The 24,262-nt window shown below is 49.5% G+C and carries 21 protein-coding genes, 1 other RNA gene and 2 other annotated features; of the genes, 2 read left to right on the top strand and 20 right to left on the bottom strand.

The features are described 5' to 3' along the window. Positions 1-101: 101 nt before the first annotated feature. The 13 genes from WQ57_RS24545 to cymR form a co-directional block, all read right to left on the bottom strand. The gene (locus tag WQ57_RS24545) at positions 102-389 is read right to left on the bottom strand and encodes a DUF1292 domain-containing protein (protein ID WP_046526260.1); all 288 of its coding nucleotides are present in this window, start codon (positions 387-389) and stop codon (positions 102-104) included. A gap of 13 nt (positions 390-402) precedes the next feature. After that, positions 403-819, bottom strand: coding sequence for a Holliday junction resolvase RuvX (ruvX, locus tag WQ57_RS24540; RefSeq protein ID WP_046526259.1), 417 nt, complete (start codon positions 817-819; stop codon positions 403-405). After that, the gene (locus WQ57_RS24535) at positions 820-1,086 is read right to left on the bottom strand and encodes an IreB family regulatory phosphoprotein (protein ID WP_046526258.1); all 267 of its coding nucleotides are present in this window, start codon (positions 1,084-1,086) and stop codon (positions 820-822) included. 52 nt (positions 1,087-1,138) lie between these two features. Then, a complete protein-coding gene (alaS, locus tag WQ57_RS24530; protein ID WP_046526257.1) occupies positions 1,139-3,787 on the bottom strand; it encodes an alanine--tRNA ligase in 2,649 nt (882 codons plus the stop codon). A gap of 147 nt (positions 3,788-3,934) precedes the next feature. Continuing rightward, positions 3,935-4,143 (bottom strand) — a binding site (T-box leader). 56 nt (positions 4,144-4,199) lie between these two features. Next, a complete protein-coding gene (locus tag WQ57_RS24525) occupies positions 4,200-5,273 on the bottom strand; it encodes an AI-2E family transporter (RefSeq protein ID WP_046526256.1) in 1,074 nt (357 codons plus the stop codon). Positions 5,274-5,394: 121 nt separating this feature from the next. Further along, the gene (locus WQ57_RS26405; RefSeq protein ID WP_084820376.1) at positions 5,395-5,526 is read right to left on the bottom strand and encodes a YrzQ family protein; all 132 of its coding nucleotides are present in this window, start codon (positions 5,524-5,526) and stop codon (positions 5,395-5,397) included. A gap of 57 nt (positions 5,527-5,583) precedes the next feature. Next, positions 5,584-5,775: a hypothetical protein gene (locus tag WQ57_RS24520; protein ID WP_046526255.1), complete on the bottom strand. Its 192-nt coding sequence runs from the start codon at positions 5,773-5,775 to the stop codon at positions 5,584-5,586. A 14-nt stretch (positions 5,776-5,789) separates the two neighbouring features. Next, positions 5,790-6,269 carry a PRC-barrel domain-containing protein gene (locus WQ57_RS24515; protein ID WP_046526254.1) on the bottom strand — a complete coding sequence of 160 codons (480 nt, stop codon included), beginning with the start codon at positions 6,267-6,269 and terminating at the stop codon, positions 5,790-5,792. Between the two features lie 27 nt (positions 6,270-6,296). Next, positions 6,297-8,738 (bottom strand): SF1B family DNA helicase RecD2, encoded by a 2,442-nt coding sequence (recD2, locus tag WQ57_RS24510; protein WP_046526253.1) that lies wholly within the window; start codon positions 8,736-8,738, stop codon positions 6,297-6,299. Positions 8,739-8,773: 35 nt separating this feature from the next. Further along, entirely contained in the window at positions 8,774-9,427 is a 654-nt protein-coding gene (locus tag WQ57_RS24505; protein ID WP_046526252.1) for a tetratricopeptide repeat protein, read from the bottom strand. A gap of 163 nt (positions 9,428-9,590) precedes the next feature. Continuing rightward, on the bottom strand, positions 9,591-10,706 hold the full coding sequence (gene mnmA, locus WQ57_RS24500; RefSeq protein ID WP_046526251.1) for a tRNA 2-thiouridine(34) synthase MnmA: 1,116 nt from the start codon (positions 10,704-10,706) through the stop codon (positions 9,591-9,593). A 61-nt stretch (positions 10,707-10,767) separates the two neighbouring features. Further along, positions 10,768-11,913 (bottom strand): cysteine desulfurase family protein, encoded by a 1,146-nt coding sequence (locus tag WQ57_RS24495; RefSeq protein WP_046526250.1) that lies wholly within the window; start codon positions 11,911-11,913, stop codon positions 10,768-10,770. A 30-nt stretch (positions 11,914-11,943) separates the two neighbouring features. Further along, a complete protein-coding gene (cymR, locus tag WQ57_RS24490) occupies positions 11,944-12,372 on the bottom strand; it encodes a cysteine metabolism transcriptional regulator CymR (RefSeq protein ID WP_046526249.1) in 429 nt (142 codons plus the stop codon). Between the two features lie 222 nt (positions 12,373-12,594). Between cymR and WQ57_RS24485 the strand changes: the two genes are divergently transcribed. Then, a complete protein-coding gene (locus tag WQ57_RS24485) occupies positions 12,595-13,869 on the top strand; it encodes a replication-associated recombination protein A (protein WP_046526248.1) in 1,275 nt (424 codons plus the stop codon). Positions 13,870-14,221: 352 nt separating this feature from the next. On the opposite strand, the gene WQ57_RS24480 is transcribed toward WQ57_RS24485, so the two are convergent. The 5 genes from WQ57_RS24480 to WQ57_RS27085 all read right to left on the bottom strand — a co-directional run bounded on the left by WQ57_RS24480 (position 14,222) and on the right by WQ57_RS27085 (position 18,981). Continuing rightward, positions 14,222-14,983, bottom strand: a complete 762-nt coding sequence (locus WQ57_RS24480; RefSeq protein ID WP_046526247.1) for a tRNA threonylcarbamoyladenosine dehydratase — start codon at positions 14,981-14,983, stop codon at positions 14,222-14,224. Positions 14,984-15,139: 156 nt separating this feature from the next. After that, a non-coding RNA gene (gene ssrS, locus WQ57_RS26020) (6S RNA) lies at positions 15,140-15,329 on the bottom strand. Positions 15,330-15,388: 59 nt separating this feature from the next. Further along, positions 15,389-17,167, bottom strand: coding sequence for an aspartate--tRNA ligase (gene aspS / locus WQ57_RS24475; protein ID WP_046526246.1), 1,779 nt, complete (start codon positions 17,165-17,167; stop codon positions 15,389-15,391). Positions 17,168-17,180: 13 nt separating this feature from the next. Continuing rightward, on the bottom strand, positions 17,181-18,452 hold the full coding sequence (hisS, locus tag WQ57_RS24470) for a histidine--tRNA ligase (RefSeq protein ID WP_046526456.1): 1,272 nt from the start codon (positions 18,450-18,452) through the stop codon (positions 17,181-17,183). Positions 18,453-18,515: 63 nt separating this feature from the next. Next, positions 18,516-18,752, bottom strand: a binding site (T-box leader). A gap of 52 nt (positions 18,753-18,804) precedes the next feature. Next, the gene (locus WQ57_RS27085) at positions 18,805-18,981 is read right to left on the bottom strand and encodes a hypothetical protein (protein ID WP_046526455.1); all 177 of its coding nucleotides are present in this window, start codon (positions 18,979-18,981) and stop codon (positions 18,805-18,807) included. A gap of 179 nt (positions 18,982-19,160) precedes the next feature. Between WQ57_RS27085 and WQ57_RS24460 the strand changes: the two genes are divergently transcribed. Next, positions 19,161-20,915 (top strand): N-acetylmuramoyl-L-alanine amidase family protein, encoded by a 1,755-nt coding sequence (locus WQ57_RS24460; RefSeq protein ID WP_241481640.1) that lies wholly within the window; start codon positions 19,161-19,163, stop codon positions 20,913-20,915. A 488-nt stretch (positions 20,916-21,403) separates the two neighbouring features. Here WQ57_RS24460 and dtd read toward each other — a convergent pair whose 3' ends face one another. Both dtd and WQ57_RS24450 read right to left on the bottom strand, forming a co-directional pair. Continuing rightward, the gene (dtd, locus tag WQ57_RS24455) at positions 21,404-21,844 is read right to left on the bottom strand and encodes a D-aminoacyl-tRNA deacylase (protein WP_046526245.1); all 441 of its coding nucleotides are present in this window, start codon (positions 21,842-21,844) and stop codon (positions 21,404-21,406) included. A 118-nt stretch (positions 21,845-21,962) separates the two neighbouring features. Then, positions 21,963-24,158, bottom strand: a complete 2,196-nt coding sequence (locus WQ57_RS24450; protein WP_046526244.1) for a RelA/SpoT family protein — start codon at positions 24,156-24,158, stop codon at positions 21,963-21,965. Positions 24,159-24,262 lie beyond the last annotated feature (104 nt).

Below are 24,262 nucleotides of genomic sequence, written 5' to 3'. Positions count from 1 at the left end.
AAGTCGCAAAAAATTACGATAAAACAGATCATGCGACATTTTTTTCCAAAAATCAGCATACAAAAAAACCGGGGAAATTTTCTCCCCGGTTTCATGAATTTCTATTCTTCTTCCTGCTCTGCCAGGAATGTCTCGAGCATTTCCTCGATCATGTCCCACTCTTCGTCCGTTTCAATTGGCATTAATTCCCCATCCTGATTGTCTTCGGTAGGAGTGAAGGCGGAAGCGTGGATTTCAATTTCCTCGTCCTCATCTTCTTCTGCTCCGATTGGATAGTACAAAACATAAGACTTACCGAACTCCTCAGAGTCAAATGTGAAAAGCACTTCGCAAAGCTGTTCATTTCCGTTTTCGTCTACTACTGTAATATTGTTTTCACCGTGATCCATTTCTTTCACCTCATTAAATTTGACTGTTAAGATAGCCTTGCAGAATCATGACAGCTGCCATCTTATCAATAACCTTCTTGCGTTTTTTGCGGCTGACATCCGCCTCGAGCAGCACGCGCTCGGCTGCCATCGTGGTCAAACGCTCGTCCCAGAGGATGACAGGGAGATCATAAAGCCTTTTTAATTCTTCGGCATACCGCTGGCAGGCTTCCCCGCGAGGACCAATACTGCCGTTCATGTTTTTTGGAAGGCCGACAACGATTTTGCTGACGCTGTGCTCTTTTATTATTTCTCCTAATTCCTCAAAACCAAACTCATTCTTATCCTCATTGATCTTCAGGGTTACAAGCCCCTGTGCCGTCCAGCCCAGCTCGTCGCTCAAAGCGACACCGACGGTTTTTGTGCCAACATCCAAGCCCATCGTCCGCATCTATTTTTCCTCTTGTGTACGAAGATAGGACTTTACCAGTTCTTCAATGATTTCGTCACGTTCGAGTTTCCTGATGATGTTGCGGGCATCGCGATGGCGGGGAATGTACGCCGGATCACCGGAAAGAAGATACCCGACAATTTGGTTGATAGGGTTATACCCTTTTTCCTGAAGTGCTTCGTATACCTGGAAAAGCACGTCATTGACATCATGCTCGAACGGCTCCTCAGGAAAATTAAATTTCATTGTCTTGTCAAAAGAGCTCATCGAATGCACCTCACTTTTTTCGTTGACAGGCATAAGTTACCTACATTTTACACTACTTCGCCTTTATATCAAACGATTTCACATATTGTTCAGCAATTTGCAGGGCATTATCGAGCTTTGAAGGATCCTTGCCGCCTGCCTGGGCCATATCCGGACGGCCTCCGCCTCCGCCTCCGCAGATGCTGGCTGCTTCCTTAACCAGCTTTCCGGCATGATAGCCTTTTTCCACTTGATCTTTTGTTACAGCTGCGATCAGGTTCACCTTATCCCCATCGGAGCTGCCCAGCAGGATGACGGCCGAGCCAAGCTTTTGCTTCAGGTCATCCGCCATATTTCTCAGACTGTTCATATCTGCAGCCTGGACACGGGCCGATAGGACTGGAACGCCGTTGACATCTTTCACCTTCGATGCAAGGCTGCCTGCTTCAATATTGCCCAATTTTGCGGCCAATGATTCATTTTCACGCTGAAGCTGCCTGTTTTCCGCCAGCAGGCTTTCAACTCTTGAAGCTACATCTTTTGGAGCACTTTTCAATTTGGCTGCGGCATTTTTAAGGACAGCAATCTGGTCATTGAGCACTTTATAGGCCGCCTCGCCAGTCACGCCTTCAATCCTTCTTGTCCCGGCGCCGATACCGCCTTCGGATACAATTTTAAACAGACCAATCACGGATGTGTTTGGAACATGGCAGCCGCCGCAAAGCTCTAGGCTGTAATCCCCGACCTGCACGACACGGACGATGTCGCCATATTTTTCGCCAAACAATGCCATGGCACCCATAGCCTTTGCTTCATCAATTGGTTTAAAGTCCGTCTCTACCCCAATGCTGTTCCAAATCTTTTCATTCACGATGGTTTCTACCTTTTCAAGCTCTTCAGGAGTCACCTGCCCAAAATGAGAAAAGTCAAAGCGCAGGCGGTCTGGCTCGACAAGGGAACCGGCCTGGTTGACATGTGTGCCCAGAACATCCTTAAGAGCCTGATGCAGCAAATGGGTAGCTGTATGATTCTTGATGATTTTGGAGCGGTTCGCCTGATCGACCCTTGCTGTAACCACTGTGTCAAGGGAAAGTGTGCCGGACTCGACGACTCCATGGTGAAGGTTCTGGCCATTCGGAGCTTTTTGCACATCTTTTACCAGCACTCTGACACCGTCAGCCTCAAGCGTTCCCCGGTCGGCAATCTGGCCGCCGCTTTCCGCATAGAAAGGAGTCACATTGAGAATGAAATGGAACTCTCCTCCTGCAGTAACCTCGTCCACTAGTTCACCGTTCTGGACAAGCACTGCGACTTTACTTTCACTCTCAAGCTTGTCATAGCCAACGAATTCACTCTCCACTTTCACATCCCCAAGGACTCCTCCCTGGACCTGCATGGAGCCTACGTCCTGACGGGCGGAGCGTGCCCGCTCTCGCTGGCGCTCCATTTCAGCCTCGAAGCCGTCATGGTCAATTTTCATGCCTTCGTCTTCGGCATACTCTTCCGTCAGCTCAAGCGGGAAACCGTACGTATCATAAAGCCGGAATACATCCTCTCCCTGAATCGTATCGCTTCCTTTTTCCTTTTCTCCCTTGATTAGCTGGGACAAGATCGCAAGCCCTTCATGCAGCGTTTCGTGGAAGCGGTCTTCTTCATTCTTGATGACTTTTTCAATGAAATCGACTTTATCTTTTACTTCCGGATAAAAATCAGTCATGATTTCACCGACAACTGGAACAAGCTCAAACATGAACGGGCGGTTGATATTAAGCTTCTTTGCATAGCGTACCGCACGCCGCAGCAATCGGCGCAGCACATAACCGCGTCCTTCGTTGGAAGGAAGGGCACCATCACCGACAGCAAACGCAACTGTCCGGATATGGTCGGCAATGACTTTGAACGCGGTATCCTTTTCTGCATTCCTGCCATATTTTTCACCTGAGATTTCTTCTGTAGCCTTTATGATCGGCATAAAAAGATCGGTGTCAAAATTGGTCGGCACGTTTTGGACGACAGAAGCCATCCTTTCAAGACCCATTCCGGTATCAATGTTTTTCTTTGGAAGCGGCGTGTAAGTGCCATCCGGATTATGGTTGAATTCGGAGAAGACGAGGTTCCATACCTCAAGATAACGGTCGTTTTCACCTCCCGGGTATAGCTCGGGATCTTCGGGATCGTTCCCGTATTCAGGTCCGCGGTCATAAAAGATTTCCGTATTCGGACCACTCGGGCCTTCCCCGATGTCCCAGAAATTCCCTTCAAGACGGATGATCCGCTCTTCAGGAACACCTATCTGCTTGCTCCAGATCTCAAATGCTTCCTCATCCTCGGGATGGATGGTGACGGAGAGCTTTTCCTTATCAAAGCCAATCCATCTGTCATCTGTCAGGAACTCCCAGGCCCACTCAATGGCCTCAACTTTAAAATAATCGCCGATGGAAAAGTTCCCGAGCATTTCAAAAAAGGTATGGTGGCGCGCCGTCTTGCCAACATTTTCGATATCGTTTGTACGGATCGATTTCTGGGCATTCGTGATCCGCGGGTTGGCTGGAATCACCCTGCCGTCAAAATATTTTTTCAATGTCGCTACCCCGCTGTTGATCCAGAGCAGGGATGGGTCTTCGTGCGGTACGAGCGATGCACTAGGTTCCACGGAATGACCCTTTTCCTTAAAAAATTCTAAAAACATCTGCCTGATTTCCGAACCTGTTAGCTGTTTCATACAGCTCCCTCCTTATCGTTATTATTATGTAGAACTTGCCTGCTACAGGAATATCCTTCCTGGGGCAAAAAGCTAAAGACGGCTGTTTCTTGAAGTCTGCCGGCCATGACGAACGTCCTCCGGGCACAAAAAAAGCCCCCATCCCTGGACAGGGACGAGAGCTTACTCGCGGTACCACCCTGATTATGGATGCAGATGCATCCATCTCTCAAAACGCCTTAACGCGGCTGTGACGGCAGTGTTTAGCTGCACTCCGGATTAGCCTTCCGCTGCCCTTCACCGGGAATTCCTTTCAGCCTCGGGAATTCCTCTCTATGCGATGGTCTGCAACGTACTCGATCCTTCAACATGTTCATCATTTTAATGCTATAGCCGAATTATATAAAAGCTGGATTCCCTTTGTCAAATGGATTTACGGAATCTGTGCCCGTTTCATTCTGATATAATCCTTTGCATGAAGCAATGCCGCCCTGAGGATGACCAGGACCGGTACAGCCAGAATCAGCCCGGCAACCCCGCCGATTTCGCCCCCGGCAAGAAGGGCAAGCATGATGACGAGCGGATGCATATGCAGGCTTTTGCCGACAATCAGCGGAGAAAGGATGTTTCCCTCAAGAAACTGAAGCGCAAACACGATGATTAGGCAGGTTACAACCATTTTCATCGAGATGGTTGCGGCGATGATGACAGCGGGAACAGCCCCAATGACCGGTCCGAAATAGGGAATCACATTGGTGATGCCGACAATGAGGCCAAGCAGCAGGGAGTAAGGCATGCCGGCAATCAGAAACAGCAATGCGCTTAACACCCCGATGATCAGGCATACCAGGAGCTGGCCGCGTATATAGCTCCCAAGGGATGTGTCAACTTCCCGCAAGAAATGCCTCCCCCGGTCACGCCACGATGAAGGAGTCATATACCAGGCGAACCTCTTCATATGGTCGAAATCCTTCAGCATATAAAAGGCAATGAACGGGATGATGGCAATGAGGACAAGGAAATTCAGGATGCCCTTCAGCATTTCCATTATGGAAGCAAGGATTCCTTCAAGGGCTGCCTCCGCACCCGTGATGCCTTCTTCAATCCTTTCCTGTATGGCGGGAGGCCATCTGGATGTCTCATATTCAATCCCAAGCAGCCACTCCCGATACTGGGAGGCAAAAAACGGAATATTTTCCGAAAGGTCCCGCAGTTGATGGATGAATAAGGGAGTGCCCTCGTAAACCACGATACCGACACCTCCAAAAAACAGGAGATAGATAATCAATACAGAGACTCCGCGGTGGAGCCCCCGGCCATGGAGCCTTTCCACGACAGGATGGAGGAGATAGGCAATGAACCCTCCGATGGCAAATGGCAGCAGCAGCGTGGCCCCCACCCGAAGGACCGGAATCCAGAGCGCCTGCAATTTTAGAAATATATATAGGACAATAAATAATAATAACAAGAACCCCAGCCTGTAAAACCATTTCACTGGAATATCCACACCCTCACCTCCTACGACTATTTTTAGACGAGAAGAGGAGAATATGCATAGAGGAAACTTTCACTAAAGGGGCTGCCGCAATAAAACAATGGTCCCCTGCATCACGACAGGGGACCAGGTGTTAAAACAATTTAGCCATTCTTTTTTGAAGCTGTTTCATTTGGCGCCTGTTCATCATGCCATTCCTTTGCATATAACTGTAGGCAGCTACTCCTGCTCCCATGACCAGTGCGGATGTTACTACTCGGTTCATGCGCCTCACCTCGTCCCAAATTTAGTTGAGCCGGAAAGCTCCCCCGAATTCGGCGAGTTACATCCCGTACATGCGATCTTCCTCGTCGAAAAGATCATCAAGGGAGCTTAGCGACCCGTCCTCTTCGACCTGATGTGTATGAATGACGCCTTTTGAAAGCGACAATTCAATGAAGCAGTTCCAGCAGTAATACTGATTGATCCCTATTTTCCCGATATCCTTGCTTTGGCAATTTGGGCACGATAGCATCCATGCTCACCTCGTTAACATTCGTTCTCTACGTTAACAACGATGGCATCTTTTCCGATTGCAGGGGGAGCAACAGGATTGACTACTCGCTTTCCTTCCATCAAGTCCGAAAAAAAGCCATCCGTTAATTCGTACCCTACAATCGTGCCCAATTCTTCGCTGAAATATACATCATTAAGGAGCCCCAGTTCCTGTCCTTGCCTGGAAATCATCATTCGCCCCGCCAGCCGTCCTTCATGTTCAATAGTGAATTCAGGCCTGGTTTGCAGCAGTTCAAGACAATCTGCTCCATCGACCATCACACCATCCTCACCGCAGGCCAGGATGCTGGCAACAGGGACAAGATAGGTTCTCCTGAGAAGACTTCCTCTTTTCAGGAGAAGTCCAAGAACTTTGCCGTCACCTGAGACATTAAGGTCCGCAACTTCCCCCAGCTTTTCGCCGGAGCCAACATCTATGACAGGCAGACCCTTTACCATGGAAAATGTCCGCAAAGCGAGTCCCACCTTTCCGAACATTTTTTAGTTTCGGCTTTCCTCGAGGAAATCATAAGGTGAAAGGTTTTCCATTCCTATCATCGGATCGGCGCGGAACAGCTCTTCCATATAAGTAAGCTTCCTTTTCTCATCGCCAGATTCCTGCATTTCGCCTTTTTCCGGCCGGCGCTGCAGCTTGTCGCCAGCTTCAGGGAAAGCCTCCACAAGCTTCTCGACAAGGGAGGTATTTCGTTTCGTATCCTCCGCCCGGTCAATTCCAAGCCGGAACGCCTCTTCTTCACCGCAAAGAATCAGGAACTGACGGCTTCTTGTAATCGCTGTATACAGCAGATTCCTCCGAAGCATCCGATAGTAGCTTTTTACCACCGGCAGAATAACGATCGGGAACTCGCTGCCTTGCGCTTTGTGTACGGAACAGCAATAGGCGTGGGTAATCTGCGAAAGTTCCTGGCGTGTGTAAGTTACTTCATTCCCCTCAAAAGAAACGACAATCTGGTCCTGTTTTTCCGTATTTTCCTTCGCATAAAAAACCGCGACAATTTCGCCCATATCCCCGTTAAAAACATTTGCTTCAGGCTGATTGACCAATTGAAGGACTTTATCCCCTACGCGGTATTTCACATCGCCAAAAGCCAGCTCCTTCCGCGTCCCGTCATTCGGGTTAAGGATTTCCTGCATCAGCAGGTTCAGGCGGTCAATTCCCGCAGGCCCTCTGTACATGGGAGCCAGCACCTGGATTTCTTTTGCGCTGTAGCCTTTTTTCTTCGCATTGACCACAACCTTTTCAACCACCTGGGCAATCTGCCCTGCCTGGCAGCGAAAAAAGGAGCGATCCCCCTGCTGGGCAGTCAGGTCGCTCGGAAGGCTGCCCTGTTTGATCTGGTGTGCAAGTTCAATGATCGATGACCCCTCGGCCTGGCGATAAATATCCACAAGCTGGACCACGGGGATCCTGCCGGAGTCCAGAAGGTCCTTCAGCACCTGCCCGGGACCTACAGATGGGAGCTGGTCCTCATCCCCGACCAGGATAACCTGAATCTGGTCAGGAAGAGCTTTAAACAACTGATGAGCTAGCCACGTATCCACCATGGACGTTTCATCGACAATCAAAATTTTCCCTTCCAATTGACGGTCTTCATCATGATCAAAGCCATCGGCTCCATTCCAGCGCAGCAGTCTGTGGATGGTGACAGCCGGGAGCCCTGTCGATTCCGTCATCCGTTTTGCCGCCCTGCCCGTCGGAGCCGCCAGCAGGAACGGAAATGGCTCTTCTTTTTTATAATCCTTTGGGTCCAGCGAGCAGCCGTGAAGTTCGGCATAAAGTTCGACGATCCCCTTGATGACCGTCGTTTTACCTGTACCAGGGCCGCCGGTTAGGATCATCATCGGAGACATCAAAGCCGTCTGGATGGCCTCCTTCTGGCTCGCACCATACTGGACGCCGATCCTTTCTTCGAGATTGCCAAGCGCAAGCAGGAATTCCGATTGTGGAAATTGGTCTTCATACTGCGTCTGTGACAAAATCCGTTTTATGTTTGAAACCAGCCCTTTTTCAGAAAAATACAGTGAAGGAAGAAAGACCTTCCTTTCTTCGACAATGATTTTCCCTTCTTCTCCGAGTTTGACAATCTCGTTTGAAATGTCATTGAACTCTACTTCCTGGGGATCATTTTCCTCAAGCAGCGATTTGATTTCCTTAAGGAGTGCCTCAGCCTCCATATAGACATGCCCGGATTGGATGCTGGACGTTTCAAGTATATAAAGGCAGGCAGCCTTGATCCGCTCCGGATGCTTGCCGGTAAGGCCAAGCTGCCGGCCCAGCTCATCAGCCCGGCCAAAGCCAATTCCTTCAATATCTTCGACAAGCTTATAGGGATTATCCTGGATCAGCTCAATTGCCTGTTCCCTGTAGGCCTGGTAAATTTTCATCGACAGCTGGGGTCCGAAACCATATTGATTCAGAGCTACCATGACCTGTTCAAGACCTTGATGCTCCATTAATGTTTCATACAAAGCTTTTGCTTTATCCGGTGCAAGCTTGGGAATGCTGTCAAGCAGCGAAGGGTTTTCCATGATCCTTGTAATCGCGTGTTCTCCGAGCGTGTCGACGATGCTCTCGGCGATTTTCTTCCCGATTCCCTTAAACAGGTCGCTCGAGAGGTAGGTGATGATCCCCTGCTTCGACTGCGGCAGGTCCTTGCGGAAATGGGTGGCATGGAACTGGACGCCAAATCGCGGATGCTCTTTGAAATCCCCGAAAAAAACATATGTATCGTGTTCATGGATACGAGGAAAATATCCTGTGATGACCGCCTCTTTGTCGTCATATTCGTCGTTTGTCTCATCCACCCGAATTCTGAGGACGGTATACGCATTTTGTTCATTATGAAAAATCGTCACCAGGTGCCGGCCTTTTATGTATGTTCCCTGTTCAGAAAACAGGTCAAGCGAATCCTGCCTGTCCATTCAGCATGCCCCCCTTCTCCTTCCGTTTCGTCTTATTACATATTGGCTTCAATCAGTTTTTTTCCATGACCCGCCAGCAGATGGTCAGGCTGTATTTCGAGCGCCTTGTTGAACATCTCCAGCGCTTTTTCAGCATCTTCCCTAAACCCGTAGGCCACTCCAAGGTTGTAGAAGGCATCAGCATGCCCCGGGTCAAGAGCCACACAACGCTCAAGGACCCCAACAGCCTCATCGATATACTCCTCCCTCGCCAGGCATAAGCCATATTGAAAGAGAGCTTCGGAGTCTTCCGGCAGCAGCTCTGTGCTTCTCTGCAGGTATGGCAATGCAAAGCGCGCCTGATCGAGCTGCAGGAGAGTCATTCCAAGCATAAAGTAATTATCTCCAGACTCGAGGCCTTTCTTTAGGGCCTGTTCAAAATTCTGTTTGGCATCTTCAAAGCATTCCTGGTCATAAAACAGATTCCCTTTGCTAAAATAGGCAGCACCAGCCTCAGGATCAAGCTCAAGCGCACGGTCATAGAACTTCAGTGCTTTCTCCGTTTCGCCTACAGCAGTGAGGACATTCCCGAAATTGATATGGGAAACCGCATCCTGGGGATTTTGCTCGATCGCTTCCATGAACGCCCGCGCTGCTTCTTCCCATTTGCCTTCCTGCATAAATTGAATGCCTTCCTGATTTTTATCCATCATTCCACGCTCCATTCTTTCGTCAAGTATATCATTATTGAAGGTGTGGTCCCAGCAGGATCACGATGCTTTTTCTAGTATCCTGATTCTCCCATCCTTCCAGCAGGAAAGGGTTCCAACTGAAAAAATCCCCGGCTTCCCAATCGGGAGCCGGGGAGCATCATCAGCCGACATAAGTCAGCCTGCTGCCATCCTTGTAGATTTCATCAATTGTACCTCCGCCGAGGCACTCATCGCCATCATAGAAGACCACTGCCTGCCCCGGAGTGACAGCCCGGATTGGTTCCTTGAAAACAACCCTTGCCTGTCCATCCTCGAGAAGTTCGACAGTGACAGGGTTATCATCCTGGCGGTAGCGGAACTTGGCCGTACACTCAAATTCCTGAGGCTTTGTCTTGTCGGAAACCCAGCTGATGTTGACGGCATTTATATAATCGGAATAAAGATTCTTATTATCAAAGCCCTGTCCGACAAACAAGATATTCCGCTTCAAGTCCTTGCCAATCACGAACCACGGATCTCCGGAGCCTCCGATGCCAAGACCGTGCCTTTGGCCGATGGTGTAGTACATCAGGCCATCATGCTTGCCCTTGACTTCCCCTTCCAGCGTTTCCATATTGCCAGGCTGAGCAGGAAGATAGTTGCTCAGGAAATCCTTAAAGTTCCGTTCCCCGATAAAGCAAATGCCCGTACTGTCCTTTTTGGCCGCCGTGGCGAGATTGGCTTCCCTGGCGATTTCGCGTACCCTTGATTTTTCAAGGCTGCCGATTGGGAACATGACACGCTTCAGCTGGTCCTGGCTTAATTGGTTGAGAAAATAAGTCTGGTCCTTATTTTCATCCAGGCCGCGGAGCATTTTATACTCTCCGTCACGGAACTCGACCTGCGCATAATGCCCGGTTGCGAGATAATCCGCACCAAGGTTCAGCGCATGCTCCAGGAATGCCTTGAACTTGATTTCCTTATTGCACATAACGTCCGGATTAGGCGTCCGGCCCGCCTTATATTCATCCAGGAAGTAGGTAAAAACCTTATCCCAGTATTGTTTTTCGAAATTGACTGCATAATATGGAATTCCGATTTGGTTGCAGACGCGAATGACATCATTATAGTCTTCAGTGGCCGTACAGACGCCATTTTCATCGGTATCATCCCAGTTTTTCATGAAGATGCCGATCACATCGTAACCTTGCTGTTTTAAAAGCAATGCGGCGACCGAGGAATCAACCCCTCCACTCATTCCGACAACCACTCTCGTATCTTTAGGTGATTTATCCATGATTATGTCTCACCTCTCTTGTTGATATTTCCTTAGGGACCAGGCCCTTATCCCAGTGCACTTACCGCTGCGTCAGCCTGCGGACGATCCTGGCCGTTTCCTCCGCTGCTGTTTCAATCTGTTCCATCGTATTGTTCAGGCCGAAGCTGAAACGGATGGAATTGGTCAAACGCTCCGACTCTTTTCCAAACATGGCGACAAGAACATGCGATGGATCGATTGATCCTGCTGTACATGCCGACCCGCTTGAAGCGGCAACTCCTGCCAGGTCCAGATTGACCAGCATCGCTTCCACATTCGTGCCGGGAAAGCTTAAGTTTAGAATATGTGGCATGCTTTTTTCAAGTAATCCGTTCACTGCAAACAAAATTTCATTCTTTTTTAAAATTTCCATAAAAGCAGATTTAAACCCTGTATACATCTTTCGCTTTTCTTCAGCGTTCTGCAGCGCCAATCTGGCTGCCTCGCCAAAGGCGGCAATACCCGGGACGTTTTCTGTTCCAGCCCGGCGCTTTCTCTCCTGCTCGCCGCCGAAAGACCTTGCTGACAGGCGGACCCCGTCTCTTGCATACAGGAAGCCAAGTCCCTTTGGACCATTAATTTTATGGGCGGAGACGGACAACATGTCCACTTTCAATTCCTCGACATCCAGCTTTTCTATTCCATAGGCCTGTACTGCGTCCGTATGGAATACAGCTTGGTGCCCTGAAAGAAGTTCCCCGATTTCCTTTACGGGCTGCAGGGTTCCCACTTCGTTATTGCCGTACATCACCGACACGAGGATGGTATCTTCCCTCAAGGCGTCCTTCAAAGCCTCTGCCGAAACGATGCCCTTTTCGTCAACAGGAAGATAGCTGACCTCAAAACCCCTTCTTTCCAGTTCATGGGCGCTGTGAAGGACAGCGTGATGTTCAATCATTGTAGTAATGATGTGCTTGCCTTTTTCTTTGTTATTTTCCGCGTAGCCGAACAGGGCGAGGTTATCCGCTTCTGTCCCGCCGCTTGTCAGGATTATCTCCCCGGGTTTTGCTCCAATGCTGTCAGCGAGGATCTGTCTTGTTTCATCCAAAATTTGCCTTGTCTCACGGCCAAAGAAATGGATGCTGGACGGATTCCCGAACTGAGTTTCCATAACCTGCATCATTTTGCTGATAACCTGAGGGTGCATCGGCGTTGTCGCCGCATGATCCAAATATATTCTATCCAAAGTTGCCACCTTCTTCTTGCATGAGGTTTATTAGATGTAAAACATGTAGGCATCCGACTCGTTGTCACGCGCTGAAGGCGTGTGGTTGGCCAGATCCTCGATTGTTGTATTGTCAAGCACTGACTTGACGGCATCCCTGATGCGGAGCCATAGCTCGCGCTTGGCCGGCTCCTCGTCTTCCATTCCCTCGACGATGGAGATCGGCCCTTCAAGCACACGAATGATATCGCCCGCTTTAATTTCGGAAGGCTCCTTGCAAAGTACGTAGCCGCCGTAGGCCCCCCTGATGCTTTTCACAAACCCGGCATTCCGGAGCGGTGCCACCAGCTGCTCCAGATAGTGCTCCGACAAACCATTGGCCTGGGCAATCGCCTTTAGCGAAATCGGCCCTTCGCCATGCCTTTTGGCGAGTTCAATCATGATCGTCATTCCATAACGTCCCTTTGTCGATATTTTCATCGTCCAGCCCCCTATTATTCCTTTTCCATTATTTCCAAGTTTCCGTCATTTATTGTATGATAGCCTGCAGCGTATTTCTGTACAGGCCTCCACTATTTAATATCATAGTAAAAAGATAGACATTAGCCATTATATCATATCTGCCGAAACATATGCATTTGCCCTTTCTTCCCTGTGTGGTAGAGTTATATCAAATGTTCAAAGGTAATGGAGTGAGAGTACATGAACGTAAAGCCGCTTGCCTTCCGGATGAGGCCGCGGACCATCGATGAAGTCATCGGCCAGCGCCACCTGGTCAGTGAAGGGAAAATCATCTACCGAATGGTCCAGGCAAGGCAGCTCAGCTCGATGATTTTATACGGACCGCCTGGAATTGGAAAGACTTCAATCGCCTCTGCGATAGCAGGAAGCACCAATTATGCATTCAGGACCCTGAATGCCGTGACAAACAACAAAAAGGATATGGAAATTGTGGCTGCGGAAGCAAAGATGTCGGGAAAGGTCATCCTGCTTCTTGACGAGGTCCATCGGCTTGATAAGGCCAAGCAGGACTTTCTGCTGCCTTATCTTGAAAATGGCATGATCACCCTTATCGGGGCAACAACCAGCAACCCGTATCACGCCATTAATCCGGCCATCCGGAGCAGATGCCAGATTTTCGAGCTTAAGCCTCTTGAACCGGACGAAATAAAGACCGCTTTGCTCCGTGCGCTCCAAGACAAGGAGAGAGGCCTCGGGAATTATCAGGCCGAGGTGTCTCCTGAAGCACTAGAGCACTTTGCGAATGCTTCGAATGGAGATGTTCGCAGCTCGCTGAATGCGCTTGAGCTTGCCGTCCTTTCAACGAAGCCCGATGCTGGCGGGCAGATTTTCATCGATGTCGGCACGGCTGAAGAATGCATGCAGAAAAAAAGCCTGGCGCATGACAAAGATGGCGATGCCCATTACGATGTTTTGTCCGGGTTTCAGAAATCAATCAGAGGAAGCGATGTGAATGCGGCGCTTCATTATCTTGGAAGATTGATTGAAGCCGGAGACCTGGTCAGCATCAGCAGAAGACTCTTGGTCATCGCCTATGAAGACGTCGGCCTCGCCAATCCGCAGGCCGGGGCACGGACGCTTGCTGCCATTGAAACCGCGGAAAGGGTAGGTTTCCCGGAAGCAAGGATTCCGCTTGCCAACGCTGTGATTGAATTGTGTTTATCACCGAAATCCAACTCTGCCTATTTGGCGATCGATGCCGCGTTAAGTGATATCCGGGCAGGCAAAAGCGGCGAAGTGCCCGACCATTTGCGCGATGCCCATTATAAAAGCGCAAAAGAGCTAGGGCGCGGAATCGGCTATCTTTATCCGCACGATTATGAAGGCGGCTGGGTCAAGCAGCAGTATCTGCCTGACAAATTAAAAGGAAAAGTGTATTTCAAGCCAAAAAAGACGGGGAAATTCGAGCAGGCGCTGGCAATGGTGTATGAGAAGATCATGGGGGCGAGGAAATAGCTGTCTTAGCTGACTCCTATAAAAATTGCCCTGCTATAGCTGAATGTTGATTTACTCAAATTGAAAAAATAAAGGGAGAAAGTCCGGTTAATTCGGAAAACCCCCAAATTTTCCTTAAAATAGAAGGAGTTTTTCCGGTTATAGAGATTGAAATCTATGGATTCAGCCTTATTTTGAGAAGGTAAGGGGAATTCTTCCCCTTATTTCCGCTTATTAAGGTGAAATTTGCGTCAATAACTGGAAATTTTCCGCTTAATAATTTTCAACTCTATGAGAATCAACAATGAATAATAACAGAGCCGTAATAACAAGAAGGTCCGCACCCAAACCATGGGAGTTGCGGACCTTCTTTTTAATCATTCACGCGCCGGATTTCAATATCCTTCAGAAGCTCCCTTACAACATAGCTTGCCATGATCAGCCCGCAGGCGGATGGCACGAATGCATTGGAGGATGGCGGCATTTTCGCTTTTCTGATCGGGGCATCCTGCTTGCCGACCACTTTATTGACGTCTTCACGGCTGATAATCGGGCTTTCGTCCGAGAACACGACCGGGAATCCTTTGCGAATCCCTTCTTTCCGCAGACGCGTCCTGATCACTTTGGCAATCGGGTCTGTATGCGTCTTGAAGATGTCGGCAATCCGGAAACGGGTCGGGTCCATCTTGTTGGCCGCACCCATGCTGGAGATGAACGGAATATTGCGTTTCAGACATTCCTTTGCCAGATGGATTTTATAGGAAATCGTATCGGAAGCATCGACGACAAAATCCAGTCCATAGTCGAAAAACTGCTCATACGTTTCTTCGGTGTAGAATATCTTCAGGGCGATGACTTCGCAATCAGGATTGATATCCCGGATGCGCTCCTCCATCAACTCGACCTTTGGCCGGCCGACAGTTGACAGCAAAGCGATCAGCTGGCGGTTTACATTGGTGATATCGACGTCATCCTTGTCGACCAGGACCAGCCTGCCTACGCCTGAACGGGCGAGGGCTTCGGCCGCAAACGAACCGACACCGCCAACCCCAAGGACCGCCACCGTGCTGTTTTTCATAATATCAAGGCCTTCTTTGCCGATGGCCAGTTCATTTCTCGAAAATTGATGAAGCATTCCACTCACTCCAAATCTGCTAAATTCCACGTACTAATCTTATACCCGCTAAACAATATATCATACTTTCTTTTAAAAACAAGAAAATTTAAAAGGGTAAAAACATAAAAAAACTCCATGCAGATCTGCATGGAGCTGGTTTGCTATGTAGGGTATAAGAGCCCCAATTGTGCCGTCGATTAAATGCCTTCGTTTTGAACCCGCTCTCAGCAGGTGGGTGTCCTGTCCCTGGCCTTGCAAGTCCCCAATCCACAGGGGCATGTGCTCAGCCTGGAAACCCCGGACTCCCGAAGTACATAATGTTCGGTCAAAACTTCAGGTTGGACAACGAACACATCAGGACTCTTATGTTTAACAAAATAATATCACAGAAGAATTTGAATTTCAAGTAAATGGACTGCCAGTTTATTCCTTCTCTTTTTTAAGATTCAGTGACAGACTCAATTCCTGAAGCTGTTCGGAACTGACTTCTCCTGGAGCTTCGGTCAAGAGGTCGCTGGCACTTGCCGTCTTTGGAAAGGCGATGGTATCGCGGAGGTTCGTCCTGCCTGCAAGCAGCATCACCATCCGGTCAAGCCCAAGAGCGATCCCTCCATGCGGCGGTGTGCCATATTCAAAGGCATCCATCAGGAATCCGAACTGGCTTTCTGCCTGCTCTTTTGTGAACCCGAGCACCGAGAACATCTTTTCCTGGACATCTCTTTCAAAGATACGCAGCGAGCCGCCGCCAAGCTCATAGCCGTTCAGGACAAGGTCATAGGCTTGGGCCCTGACACTGCCTGGATCGGTTTCAAGCATTGGCAGGTCCTCTCGTACAGGCATTGTGAACGGATGATGTGCCGCATAATAACGGCCTTCTTCCTCTGCATACTCAAGGAGCGGCCAGTCTGTAATCCACAGGAACTGGAACTTCGATTGGTCGATAAGCTCTAGCTCCTTGCCAAGCTTCAGGCGCAGAGCACCTAGCGCATCGGCCACAACGCTCTTTTTATCAGCCACAAACAATAGCAGGTCACCTGTTTCAGCCTGGAGCAGGGACGTGATAGTCTGCTGGACTTCCTCATCAAGGAACTTGGCGATTGGCCCTTTAAGCCCTTCTTCTTCTGCCTTCAGCCAAGCAAGCCCTTTTGCCCCGTAGACAGCAACAAACTCGGTGAGCGCGTCAATATCCTTGCGGGAGTACTTGCCTGCGGCACCTTTGACGTTGATCGCCTTTACCTGCCCGCCGCCAGCGACTGCTGCCGAGAACACTTTGAACCCAGAGTCCTTGACCGCTTCGGACAGGTCTACCAGTTCTAGCCCAAAGCGGGTATCCGGCTTGTCGGAACCATACCGGCCCATCGCTTCGTCATAGGACATCCGCTTAAAAGGCGCTTCAATTTCAAGACCCTTGACGTCCTTCATCACCTTCTGCATCATTCTTTCGGTAAGCGATAAAATTTCTTCCTGGCTCATGAAGCTTGTTTCCACATCGATTTGCGTGAATTCCGGCTGGCGGTCGGCCCGCAGGTCTTCATCGCGGAAACAGCGGGCGATCTGGTAATACCGCTCAAACCCGCCTACCATCATCAGCTGTTTAAAAATCTGCGGCGACTGCGGCAAAGCATAGAACTCGCCCGGATGGACACGGCTTGGCACAAGGTAATCCCTTGCTCCTTCCGGTGTGCTTTTTGTCAGGATCGGCGTTTCGACATCAAGGAAACCCTCGCCGTCAAGGAAGCTGCGGATCGCTTTCGTGGTTTCATGCCTCATTTTAAACGTTTCGAACATCACCGGACGGCGCATGTCAAGATACCGGTATTTCAGGCGGATATCTTCGGAAACGTCCGTTTTATCGGCAATGGTGAACGGCGGTGTCTTCGCTTCATTGATGATCGTCAGTTCTTCGGCAACCACTTCAATTTTACCTGTTTTCAGGTTTCCATTGACGGTTCCTTCTTCCCTGGCAACCACTTTCCCTTTGATATCAAGCACATATTCATTCCTTACCTTTTCTGCCATTTCTAGCGCGGCCTGTGAAACATCAGGATTGAAGACAATCTGTACGATTCCCGTTCTGTCCCTTAAGTCGATAAAGATCAACCCGCCAAGGTCGCGGCGTTTCTGGACCCATCCTTTTAATGTGACTGTTTCACCGATTGCGGCTTCCGTTACTTCACCGCAAAAATACGTTCTGCCAAACATTTCTGCTTCCCCCTTATTTAGCAAGCTCCGTGAATTTTTGAATAAAGGAATTTAGCGGCAAATCCATTTGCGTGCCATCTTCCATCGATTTCAATGCAATTTTGTTTGCGGCAAGCTCATCATCCCCAAGCACCGCCACATATTTTGCCTGAAAGCGATCAGCTGCCTTGAACTGGGCCTTTATCTTGCGCCCAAGATAATCCCGTTCAGCCGAGAAGCCCGCCGCCCTTAACTGATGGAGCAAGCCTACAGTATAATCCTGTGCCTGTTCCCCTAGGGAAACGAGGTAGCAGTCCATTTTTTGCTCAACCGGCAGTTCGACGCCTTCCGCATTCAAGGCGGAAAGGAGCCTTTCGATGCTGAGGGCAAAGCCGATTCCCGGTGTTTCAGGACCGCCGATTTCCTCGACAAGCCCATTGTAGCGGCCGCCGCCGCAAAGAGTTGTGATGGCTCCGAATCCTTCAGCGTTGCTCATGATTTCAAAGGCTGTGTGATTGTAGTAATCAAGCCCGCGCACAAGGTTCGGATCCACTTCGAATTCAATGCCGATTGCCGCCAGGTACTGCTGGACCTTTGAGAAGTACTCCCTTGATGCATCATTCAGATAATCAATGATGGATGGAGCTGTTTTCATCAGCTCATGGTCGCGGTCTGCCTTGCAGTCAAGAATTCGCATTGGATTTTTTTCAAGACGGCTTTGGCAATCCCGGCAAAATTCGCCAATCCGCGGCTGGAAATGGGCAATCAGGGCATCCCGGTGCGCTTTCCTGCTTTCCTTGTCGCCCAGGCTGTTAATGACCAGTTTCAGCTTGTTTAAGCCAAGCTCCTTGTAAAAGGACATCGCCAGCGAAATGACTTCTGCATCAACAGCCGGATCGCTGCTTCCCATTGCTTCAATCCCGAACTGGACAAACTGGCGGAAACGTCCTGCCTGTGGCCGCTCATAGCGGAACATCGGCCCCATGTAATAGAGCTTCACCGGCTGGGTTGGCAGGCCGAACATCTTGTGCTCGACAAAAGACCTGACAGTTGAAGCGGTTCCTTCCGGCCTGAGGGTAATTTCGCGGCCGCCTCGATCGGTGAAGGAATACATTTCCTTCTGGACGATATCGGTTGTATCACCTACACCGCGAAGGAATAATTCTGTATGTTCAAATATGGGAGTCCGGATTTCCCGATACTGGTACCTTTCACAAATCTCCCTGGCTTTTTTCTCAATGTACTGCCATTTCTCGGATTCCCCTGGCAGAATATCCTGTGTCCCGCGCGGAATTTGGATCGACATGCGTGACAACCTCCCTGCAAATTTATGTAAAATAAAAAAGGCTCCCGTCTCCTTGTTGTCATAACAAGGGACGAGAGCCTTTGCTTCCCGTGGTACCACCCTAATTGAAGGCATAAAGCCTTCCTCTTTAACAGTTAACGCCTGCATACGTCCCTTCCTAATGATGGCATCAGCCAAGGTTCAGAAGAGAGCCTACGGAGTGTTCATTCATCAAGTCAGCATGCAGAAAAGCTTTCAGCCCCGGGCTTTTCCTCTCTTTTCATGTGGATCTTCACTACTTTTCCCCATCAACGGCAATTGATATTATAATCGCTTTTTATTTATCTTATATTACGGACCGGGCTTCCTGTTGTCAAGAACGTTCGAGCTGTTTTTTCAGTTTTTTTATGTCCCGGAGGTTCAAACCGAATTCGGAAGCCAATTCAATCATATTGGAGCTTTGCTCCCGTTTCATAAAGTCATGCAAATCGATATTGAAAAGCTGGTTTTCCCCAAAGTGGGCCGAAAATCCTTTCTCACTGTTCCGCATAGAATCACCTTCCATTTTGGTCTCTTTTCCTATTCTGCCCATGAACGCCAAAATATTTCAGCATATTTAATAGCCAAATTTTCCTGAATTGCTAGGAAGATTCAAATACATCGTGATTTTGGTTCTTTCTTCCTGTAAAATTAATTTCAAAGAAAAATTTAACAGGGGGATGAGAGTCATTGCAAAATAGTAAACTAGCCGTCATCCTTCTTTGCCTTCTTCTTATGATAGGCAGCTTGCAGACGGCAAAACCGGCCGAAGCTTCAACTGGAACAGTGGAGATAACAGGCACAAACCTTAACGTCAGGCAAGGGCCCGGACTCAGCTATCCAGTGGTCGGAAAAGCAAACAGAGGGGAAAAGTACATAATCATCAAACAGCAAGGAGACTGGATCCAAATCAGTCTGCCAGGCGGAAGGAAAGGCTGGGTGGCCGAGTGGTTCACCAAGAAGGAAGGCGCAGCTGCAGTAGCTCCTTCGGCAGGAGCATCCGGGACTGGCATCGTTGCCGCCGACAGCCTGAGGGTCAGGTCAGGCCCCGGCACCTCCTATGCGTCAACCGGTTCACTCCGGAATGGCCAAAGTGTTACTGTTTTGAACACAAATGGTTCATGGGCGAAAATCCGCCATGGTTCGCTGGAAGGCTGGGTCTCGAAGGATTATTTGAACATGAACGGCAGCCGGCAGCAAAGTGTACCTGCAGCCGGGAATGATGCCATAGCCGCAGCCGATAACCTGAATGTCCGGGTCAGCCCGGCGCTGAATGCCAGAGTCATTGGCAAGCTGGCAAAAGGAACGAAGGTAAAGGTACAGTCGCAGGAAAATGGCTGGGCAAAGATTATCTATCAGGGGCAAGCCGCCTATGTCAGCGGCCAGTACCTGAGTTTTACGTCGAGCCCGCTGAAAACAGGTTCAGCAGCTTCCCGGCCAGCAGGAGAAGCGACCGTAACAGCCTCCTCCCTATATGTCAGGGACAGCGGCAGCCTGAACGGTAAGGTCGTAGGACAAGTATCCAGGGGAGAAAAATTCAGGATTCTTGCCGAAAAAGACAACTGGGTGAAAATTGAGTACAAACCTGGCAGGACCGGCTGGGCAGCAGGATGGTTCTTCGAGAAGAAGGCTTCATCGCCCGCTCCGTCCGCGAACAGTGTCAAAAACCAGAGTGTCACCGTCCTTCATAATGGGACCAATATCCGCAAGGGAGCGGGTGTCCATACATCAGTCGTCCAGCGGGCCAATCAGGGAGATAGCTTCAAGGTAGTCAGCCTGTACGGGGACTGGTATCAAATCTCCCTGGCAAATGGCGGCACCGGCTATATTGCAGGCTGGCTCGTTTCCTTAAACGGAAATCAGGCTGTTCAGATCAAAAAGCCGGGTGCAGGTATTCATATGAAAAACAAGACAGTCGTCATTGACCCAGGGCACGGCGGAAGAGATGGCGGCACCGTAGGGGCACGGGGGACACTCGAGAAGCACCTGAACCTCGCGACTGCGAGGCTGCTGTACGATAAACTTAAGGCAGCCGGTACCAATGTCGTCATGACCAGAAATGGAGATACATACCTCTCCCTTAGCTCAAGGGTGTCTGCATCCCATTATCACAACGCCGATGCATTCATTTCGCTCCATTATGACAGCATTGCCGACCGCAGTGTCAGAGGGATGACCACCTACTATTACAACTCTTCCCACAGGACGCTCTCCACAGAGGTTCACTCGTCTGTAAGCAGCAGGACAAGCCTGCGCGACCGCGGTGTCCGCCAGGGAGATTACCATGTGCTCCGGGAAAACCAGAGGCCATCCACGCTGCTTGAGCTCGGCTACTTGAGCAATCCCACCGAAGAGATGCTCGTAAGCACGCCCCAGTACCAGGAGGCCGTGGCAGCCGGAATTTTTGAAGGGCTCGCGAAGTATTTCAAGGGGAGCGGGCAATAGGGCAGGCAGTTCACGGGAATCAGAGATTATATTTATTTAAAAATTGGGGATACAGCCGCATTTAGGTCGGTTGGTATCCCTTTTTTGGATGTTAGACAGATTAAGAGATAGAGGTTTCCACCGAGGGACAGGGTAATGCATCAAAAAATGAGGAGGTTTTAACTGCAGGAATGGGTTATTGCATCAAAAAATGAGGAGGTTTTAACTGCAGGAATGGGTTATTGCATCAAAAAATGAGGAGATTTTAACGCAGGACTGCGTTATTGCTTCAAAAATTCGGGTTTTTGCATCACAGAATAGGATTATTGAATCAGTAGCCTGGATTATTGCATCAATTATTCTGTTTATTTGAAAAACCTGTGTCCCTTTTGTGACAGCAGCCACAGCATTTACGCACACAATGGACTCAGATGCAAACCTAGAAGAAGCACACCACTAAACACCAAAAAAAGGAATCCGCAATAGTGGATTCCCTTTTTGGTTCGCTGTTATTTGCTTTCAATAATCAAAGTTACCGGCCCGTCATTGGTAAGCTGTACATCCATCATCGCCCCAAACTCTCCGGTTTCGACCGTGACGCCGATTTCGCGGAGCTTGGAGTTGAATGCTTCATAAATGACATTGGCGTGATCGGGGCGTGCGGCATCCATGAAATTGGGACGCCTTCCCTTGCGGCAGTCCCCATAGAGGGTAAACTGCGAAACCGAGAGAACCTGTCCTCCGACATCAACGAGGGAAAGGTTCATCTTACCCTGCTCGTCTTCGAACACACGAAGGTTGGCCACCTTATCCGCAAGATAGGCGGCATCCTTTTCCGTATCTTCATGGGTCACACCCACAAGGACGACGAAACCGCTCGAAATCGAACCCGTCACCCTGTCACCAACCGTAACCCTGGCTTCCTTGCTACGCTGAACAACAACACGCATCCTAAAAACTCCTTACACAACGGTGCCTGACCCTAAAGCGCGTTAACGCGCTGAGGGTCAGGCACTCTTTCTTGCATTAACGCATTACCTGGGCGGGGGTCAGGCACCCTTTAGTGCTTTAGTTGAGTACTCTTCTGACGGAGTAGATGTCAGAGATTTGCTTGATTCGGTCTACCACTTTTTGGAGGTGGCTGACGTTTGTGATCGCGATTGACATGTTGATGGTCGCGACTTTGTTGCGGTCTGATTTGCCTGATACGGCAGAGATATTCGTTTTGGTTTCATTAACGGCCTGAAGGACTTCATTCAGGAGGCCGCGCCGGTCATAGCCGGTAATTTCAATATCGACATTGTATTCCTTCCGGTCATTGAGCGCTGTTTCCCATTCAACCGGAATCAGGCGCGCCTGCGCATCATCCGTATTGATGTTCGTACAGTCAGAACGGTGGACGGAGACCCCTCTCCCCTTCGTAATGAAGCCGACAATATCATCGCCTGGGATCGGATTGCAGCAGCGGGACAGACGGATAAGAAGATTGTCGATTCCTGAGACCCTGACTCCGGATTCCCGCTTCCTCACCTGAGGCAGCGCCTTTAATTCGGAGACGGCATTCGCCAGATCCTTCTCCTGCTCCATGTCGCGCTTCTTGCGCCATTTCTCGGTAAGCCTGTTTGCCACCTGAAGGGCAGTGACGCCGTTATAGCCAACTGCAGCGTACATATCTTCCTCATTCGAAAAATTGAATTTATCGGCAACACGCTTCAGATTCTCGGCGGTCAGGATTTCCTTCAGGTCAAAATCCATGGCCTTGATCTCTTTTTCAACCAGCTCGCGGCCCTTTTCGATATTTTCATCTCGCCGCTGCTTTTTAAAGAACTGGCGGATTTTGTTTTTAGCCTGGGAGGTCTGGACGAGCTTGAGCCAGTCACGGCTTGGGCCATAGGAATGCTTGGAGGTCAGAATCTCGATGATGTCCCCCGTTTTCAGCTTATAATCAAGGGTGACCATCTTGCCGTTCACCTTGGCGCCAATTGTCTTATTGCCGATTTCCGAGTGGATTCGGTAGGCAAAGTCAATCGGTACCGAGCCGGCCGGAAGCTCGATGACATCCCCCTTTGGCGTAAAAATGAACACCATGTCGGAAAACAAATCGATTTTAAGTGATTCCATAAACTCTTCCGCATTGGCGGTTTCGTTCTGGAACTCAAGGATTTCCCTGAACCATGTAAGCTTTTTATCCAGGGTCAGCCCCTCTTCAACCGGTTTCCCCTCTTTATACGCCCAGTGGGCCGCAATCCCGAATTCAGCAATCCTGTGCATGTCAAACGTCCGGATCTGCACTTCCAAAGGATCACCTTTAGGGCCAATCACGGTCGTATGGAGCGACTGGTACATATTCGGCTTCGGCATGGCAATATAGTCCTTGAAACGTCCAGGCATCGGCTTCCAGCATGTATGGATGATGCCAAGTACCGCGTAGCAGTCCTTAATGCTGTTCACCACAATCCGGACAGCCAAGAGATCATAGATTTCGTTGAACTGCTTGTTTTGAAGGGCCATTTTCCGGTAAATGCTGTAAATATGCTTGGGACGGCCGGAAATTTCGGCCTTGATCTTCACATCTTTAAGCTGGCCGCGAACTTCCTGGATCACATCATCAAGATATTCCTCCCGCTCCGCCCGCTTCTTTTTCATCAGGTTGACGATGCGGTAATACTGCTGGGGATTGAGATAGCGCAGCGCTGTGTCTTCAAGCTCCCATTTGATCTTCGAAATTCCAAGCCGGTGAGCCAGCGGGGCAAAAATCTCCAGCGTCTCGTTGGAAATCCGGCGCTGCTTTTCCTGTGGAAGGTGTTTGAGGGTACGCATATTATGCAGCCGGTCGGCAAGTTTGATAAGGATGACGCGGATGTCCTGTGCCATCGCCACAAACATTTTGCGGTGGTTTTCCGCCTGCTGCTCTTCATGCGACTTATATTTAATTTTACCAAGCTTGGTCACTCCATCAACCAGCATGGCCACTTCAGAATCAAATGCCTCTTCAATATCTTCGAGCGTTATTTCAGTATCCTCAACGACATCATGAAGGAATCCAGCCGCCACCGTTGCAGGATCCATTTCAAGATCAGCGAGAATCCCGGCAACCTGGATCGGATGGATAATATAGGGTTCGCCGGACTTCCGAAACTGGTCATGATGGGCATCTCTTGCGAAGTCGTATGCCTTCTGCACCATTGCCACATGCTCATCATTCAGATATCTGCTTGTCATTTCGATTACTTGCTCGGCGGTCAGCACATGATCATTCGCCATAGGATCACCTTTTTTATCTTTTATATAAAAATCTGGAGGACAAAATAATCACTCCAGCAGCCATTTAGTAGACATATTCCGCTTTAACAGGATGCATTCTCCTG

This window comes from Mesobacillus campisalis, from assembly GCF_000986785.1.
Taxonomy (GTDB): Bacteria; Bacillota; Bacilli; order Bacillales; family Cytobacillaceae; genus Mesobacillus_B; species Mesobacillus_B campisalis.
This window is presented reverse-complemented; position numbering and strand designations above follow the sequence as displayed.

Bases quoted from the DNA above. Each gene is read 5' to 3' on its own strand.
- WQ57_RS24545 (WP_046526260.1), bottom strand. From the start codon at position 389: ATGGATCACGGTGAAAACAATATTACAGTAGTAGACGAAAACGGAAAT.
- ruvX (WP_046526259.1), bottom strand. From the start codon at position 819: ATGCGGACGATGGGCTTGGATGTTGGCACAAAAACCGTCGGTGTCGCT.
- WQ57_RS24535 (WP_046526258.1), bottom strand. From the start codon at position 1,086: ATGAGCTCTTTTGACAAGACAATGAAATTTAATTTTCCTGAGGAGCCG.
- alaS (WP_046526257.1), bottom strand. From the start codon at position 3,787: ATGAAACAGCTAACAGGTTCGGAAATCAGGCAGATGTTTTTAGAATTT.
- WQ57_RS26405 (WP_084820376.1), bottom strand. From the start codon at position 5,526: ATGAACCGAGTAGTAACATCCGCACTGGTCATGGGAGCAGGAGTAGCT.
- WQ57_RS24520 (WP_046526255.1), bottom strand. From the start codon at position 5,775: ATGCTATCGTGCCCAAATTGCCAAAGCAAGGATATCGGGAAAATAGGG.
- recD2 (WP_046526253.1), bottom strand. From the start codon at position 8,738: ATGGACAGGCAGGATTCGCTTGACCTGTTTTCTGAACAGGGAACATAC.
- WQ57_RS24505 (WP_046526252.1), bottom strand. From the start codon at position 9,427: ATGGATAAAAATCAGGAAGGCATTCAATTTATGCAGGAAGGCAAATGG.
- mnmA (WP_046526251.1), bottom strand. From the start codon at position 10,706: ATGGATAAATCACCTAAAGATACGAGAGTGGTTGTCGGAATGAGTGGA.
- cymR (WP_046526249.1), bottom strand. From the start codon at position 12,372: ATGAAAATATCGACAAAGGGACGTTATGGAATGACGATCATGATTGAA.
- WQ57_RS24485 (WP_046526248.1), top strand. From the start codon at position 12,595: ATGAACGTAAAGCCGCTTGCCTTCCGGATGAGGCCGCGGACCATCGAT.
- WQ57_RS24480 (WP_046526247.1), bottom strand. From the start codon at position 14,983: ATGCTTCATCAATTTTCGAGAAATGAACTGGCCATCGGCAAAGAAGGC.
- aspS (WP_046526246.1), bottom strand. From the start codon at position 17,167: ATGTTTGGCAGAACGTATTTTTGCGGTGAAGTAACGGAAGCCGCAATC.
- hisS (WP_046526456.1), bottom strand. From the start codon at position 18,452: ATGTCGATCCAAATTCCGCGCGGGACACAGGATATTCTGCCAGGGGAA.
- WQ57_RS27085 (WP_046526455.1), bottom strand. From the start codon at position 18,981: ATGCGGAACAGTGAGAAAGGATTTTCGGCCCACTTTGGGGAAAACCAG.
- dtd (WP_046526245.1), bottom strand. From the start codon at position 21,844: ATGCGTGTTGTTGTTCAGCGTAGCAAGGAAGCCAGGGTTACGGTTGGT.
- WQ57_RS24450 (WP_046526244.1), bottom strand. From the start codon at position 24,158: ATGGCGAATGATCATGTGCTGACCGCCGAGCAAGTAATCGAAATGACA.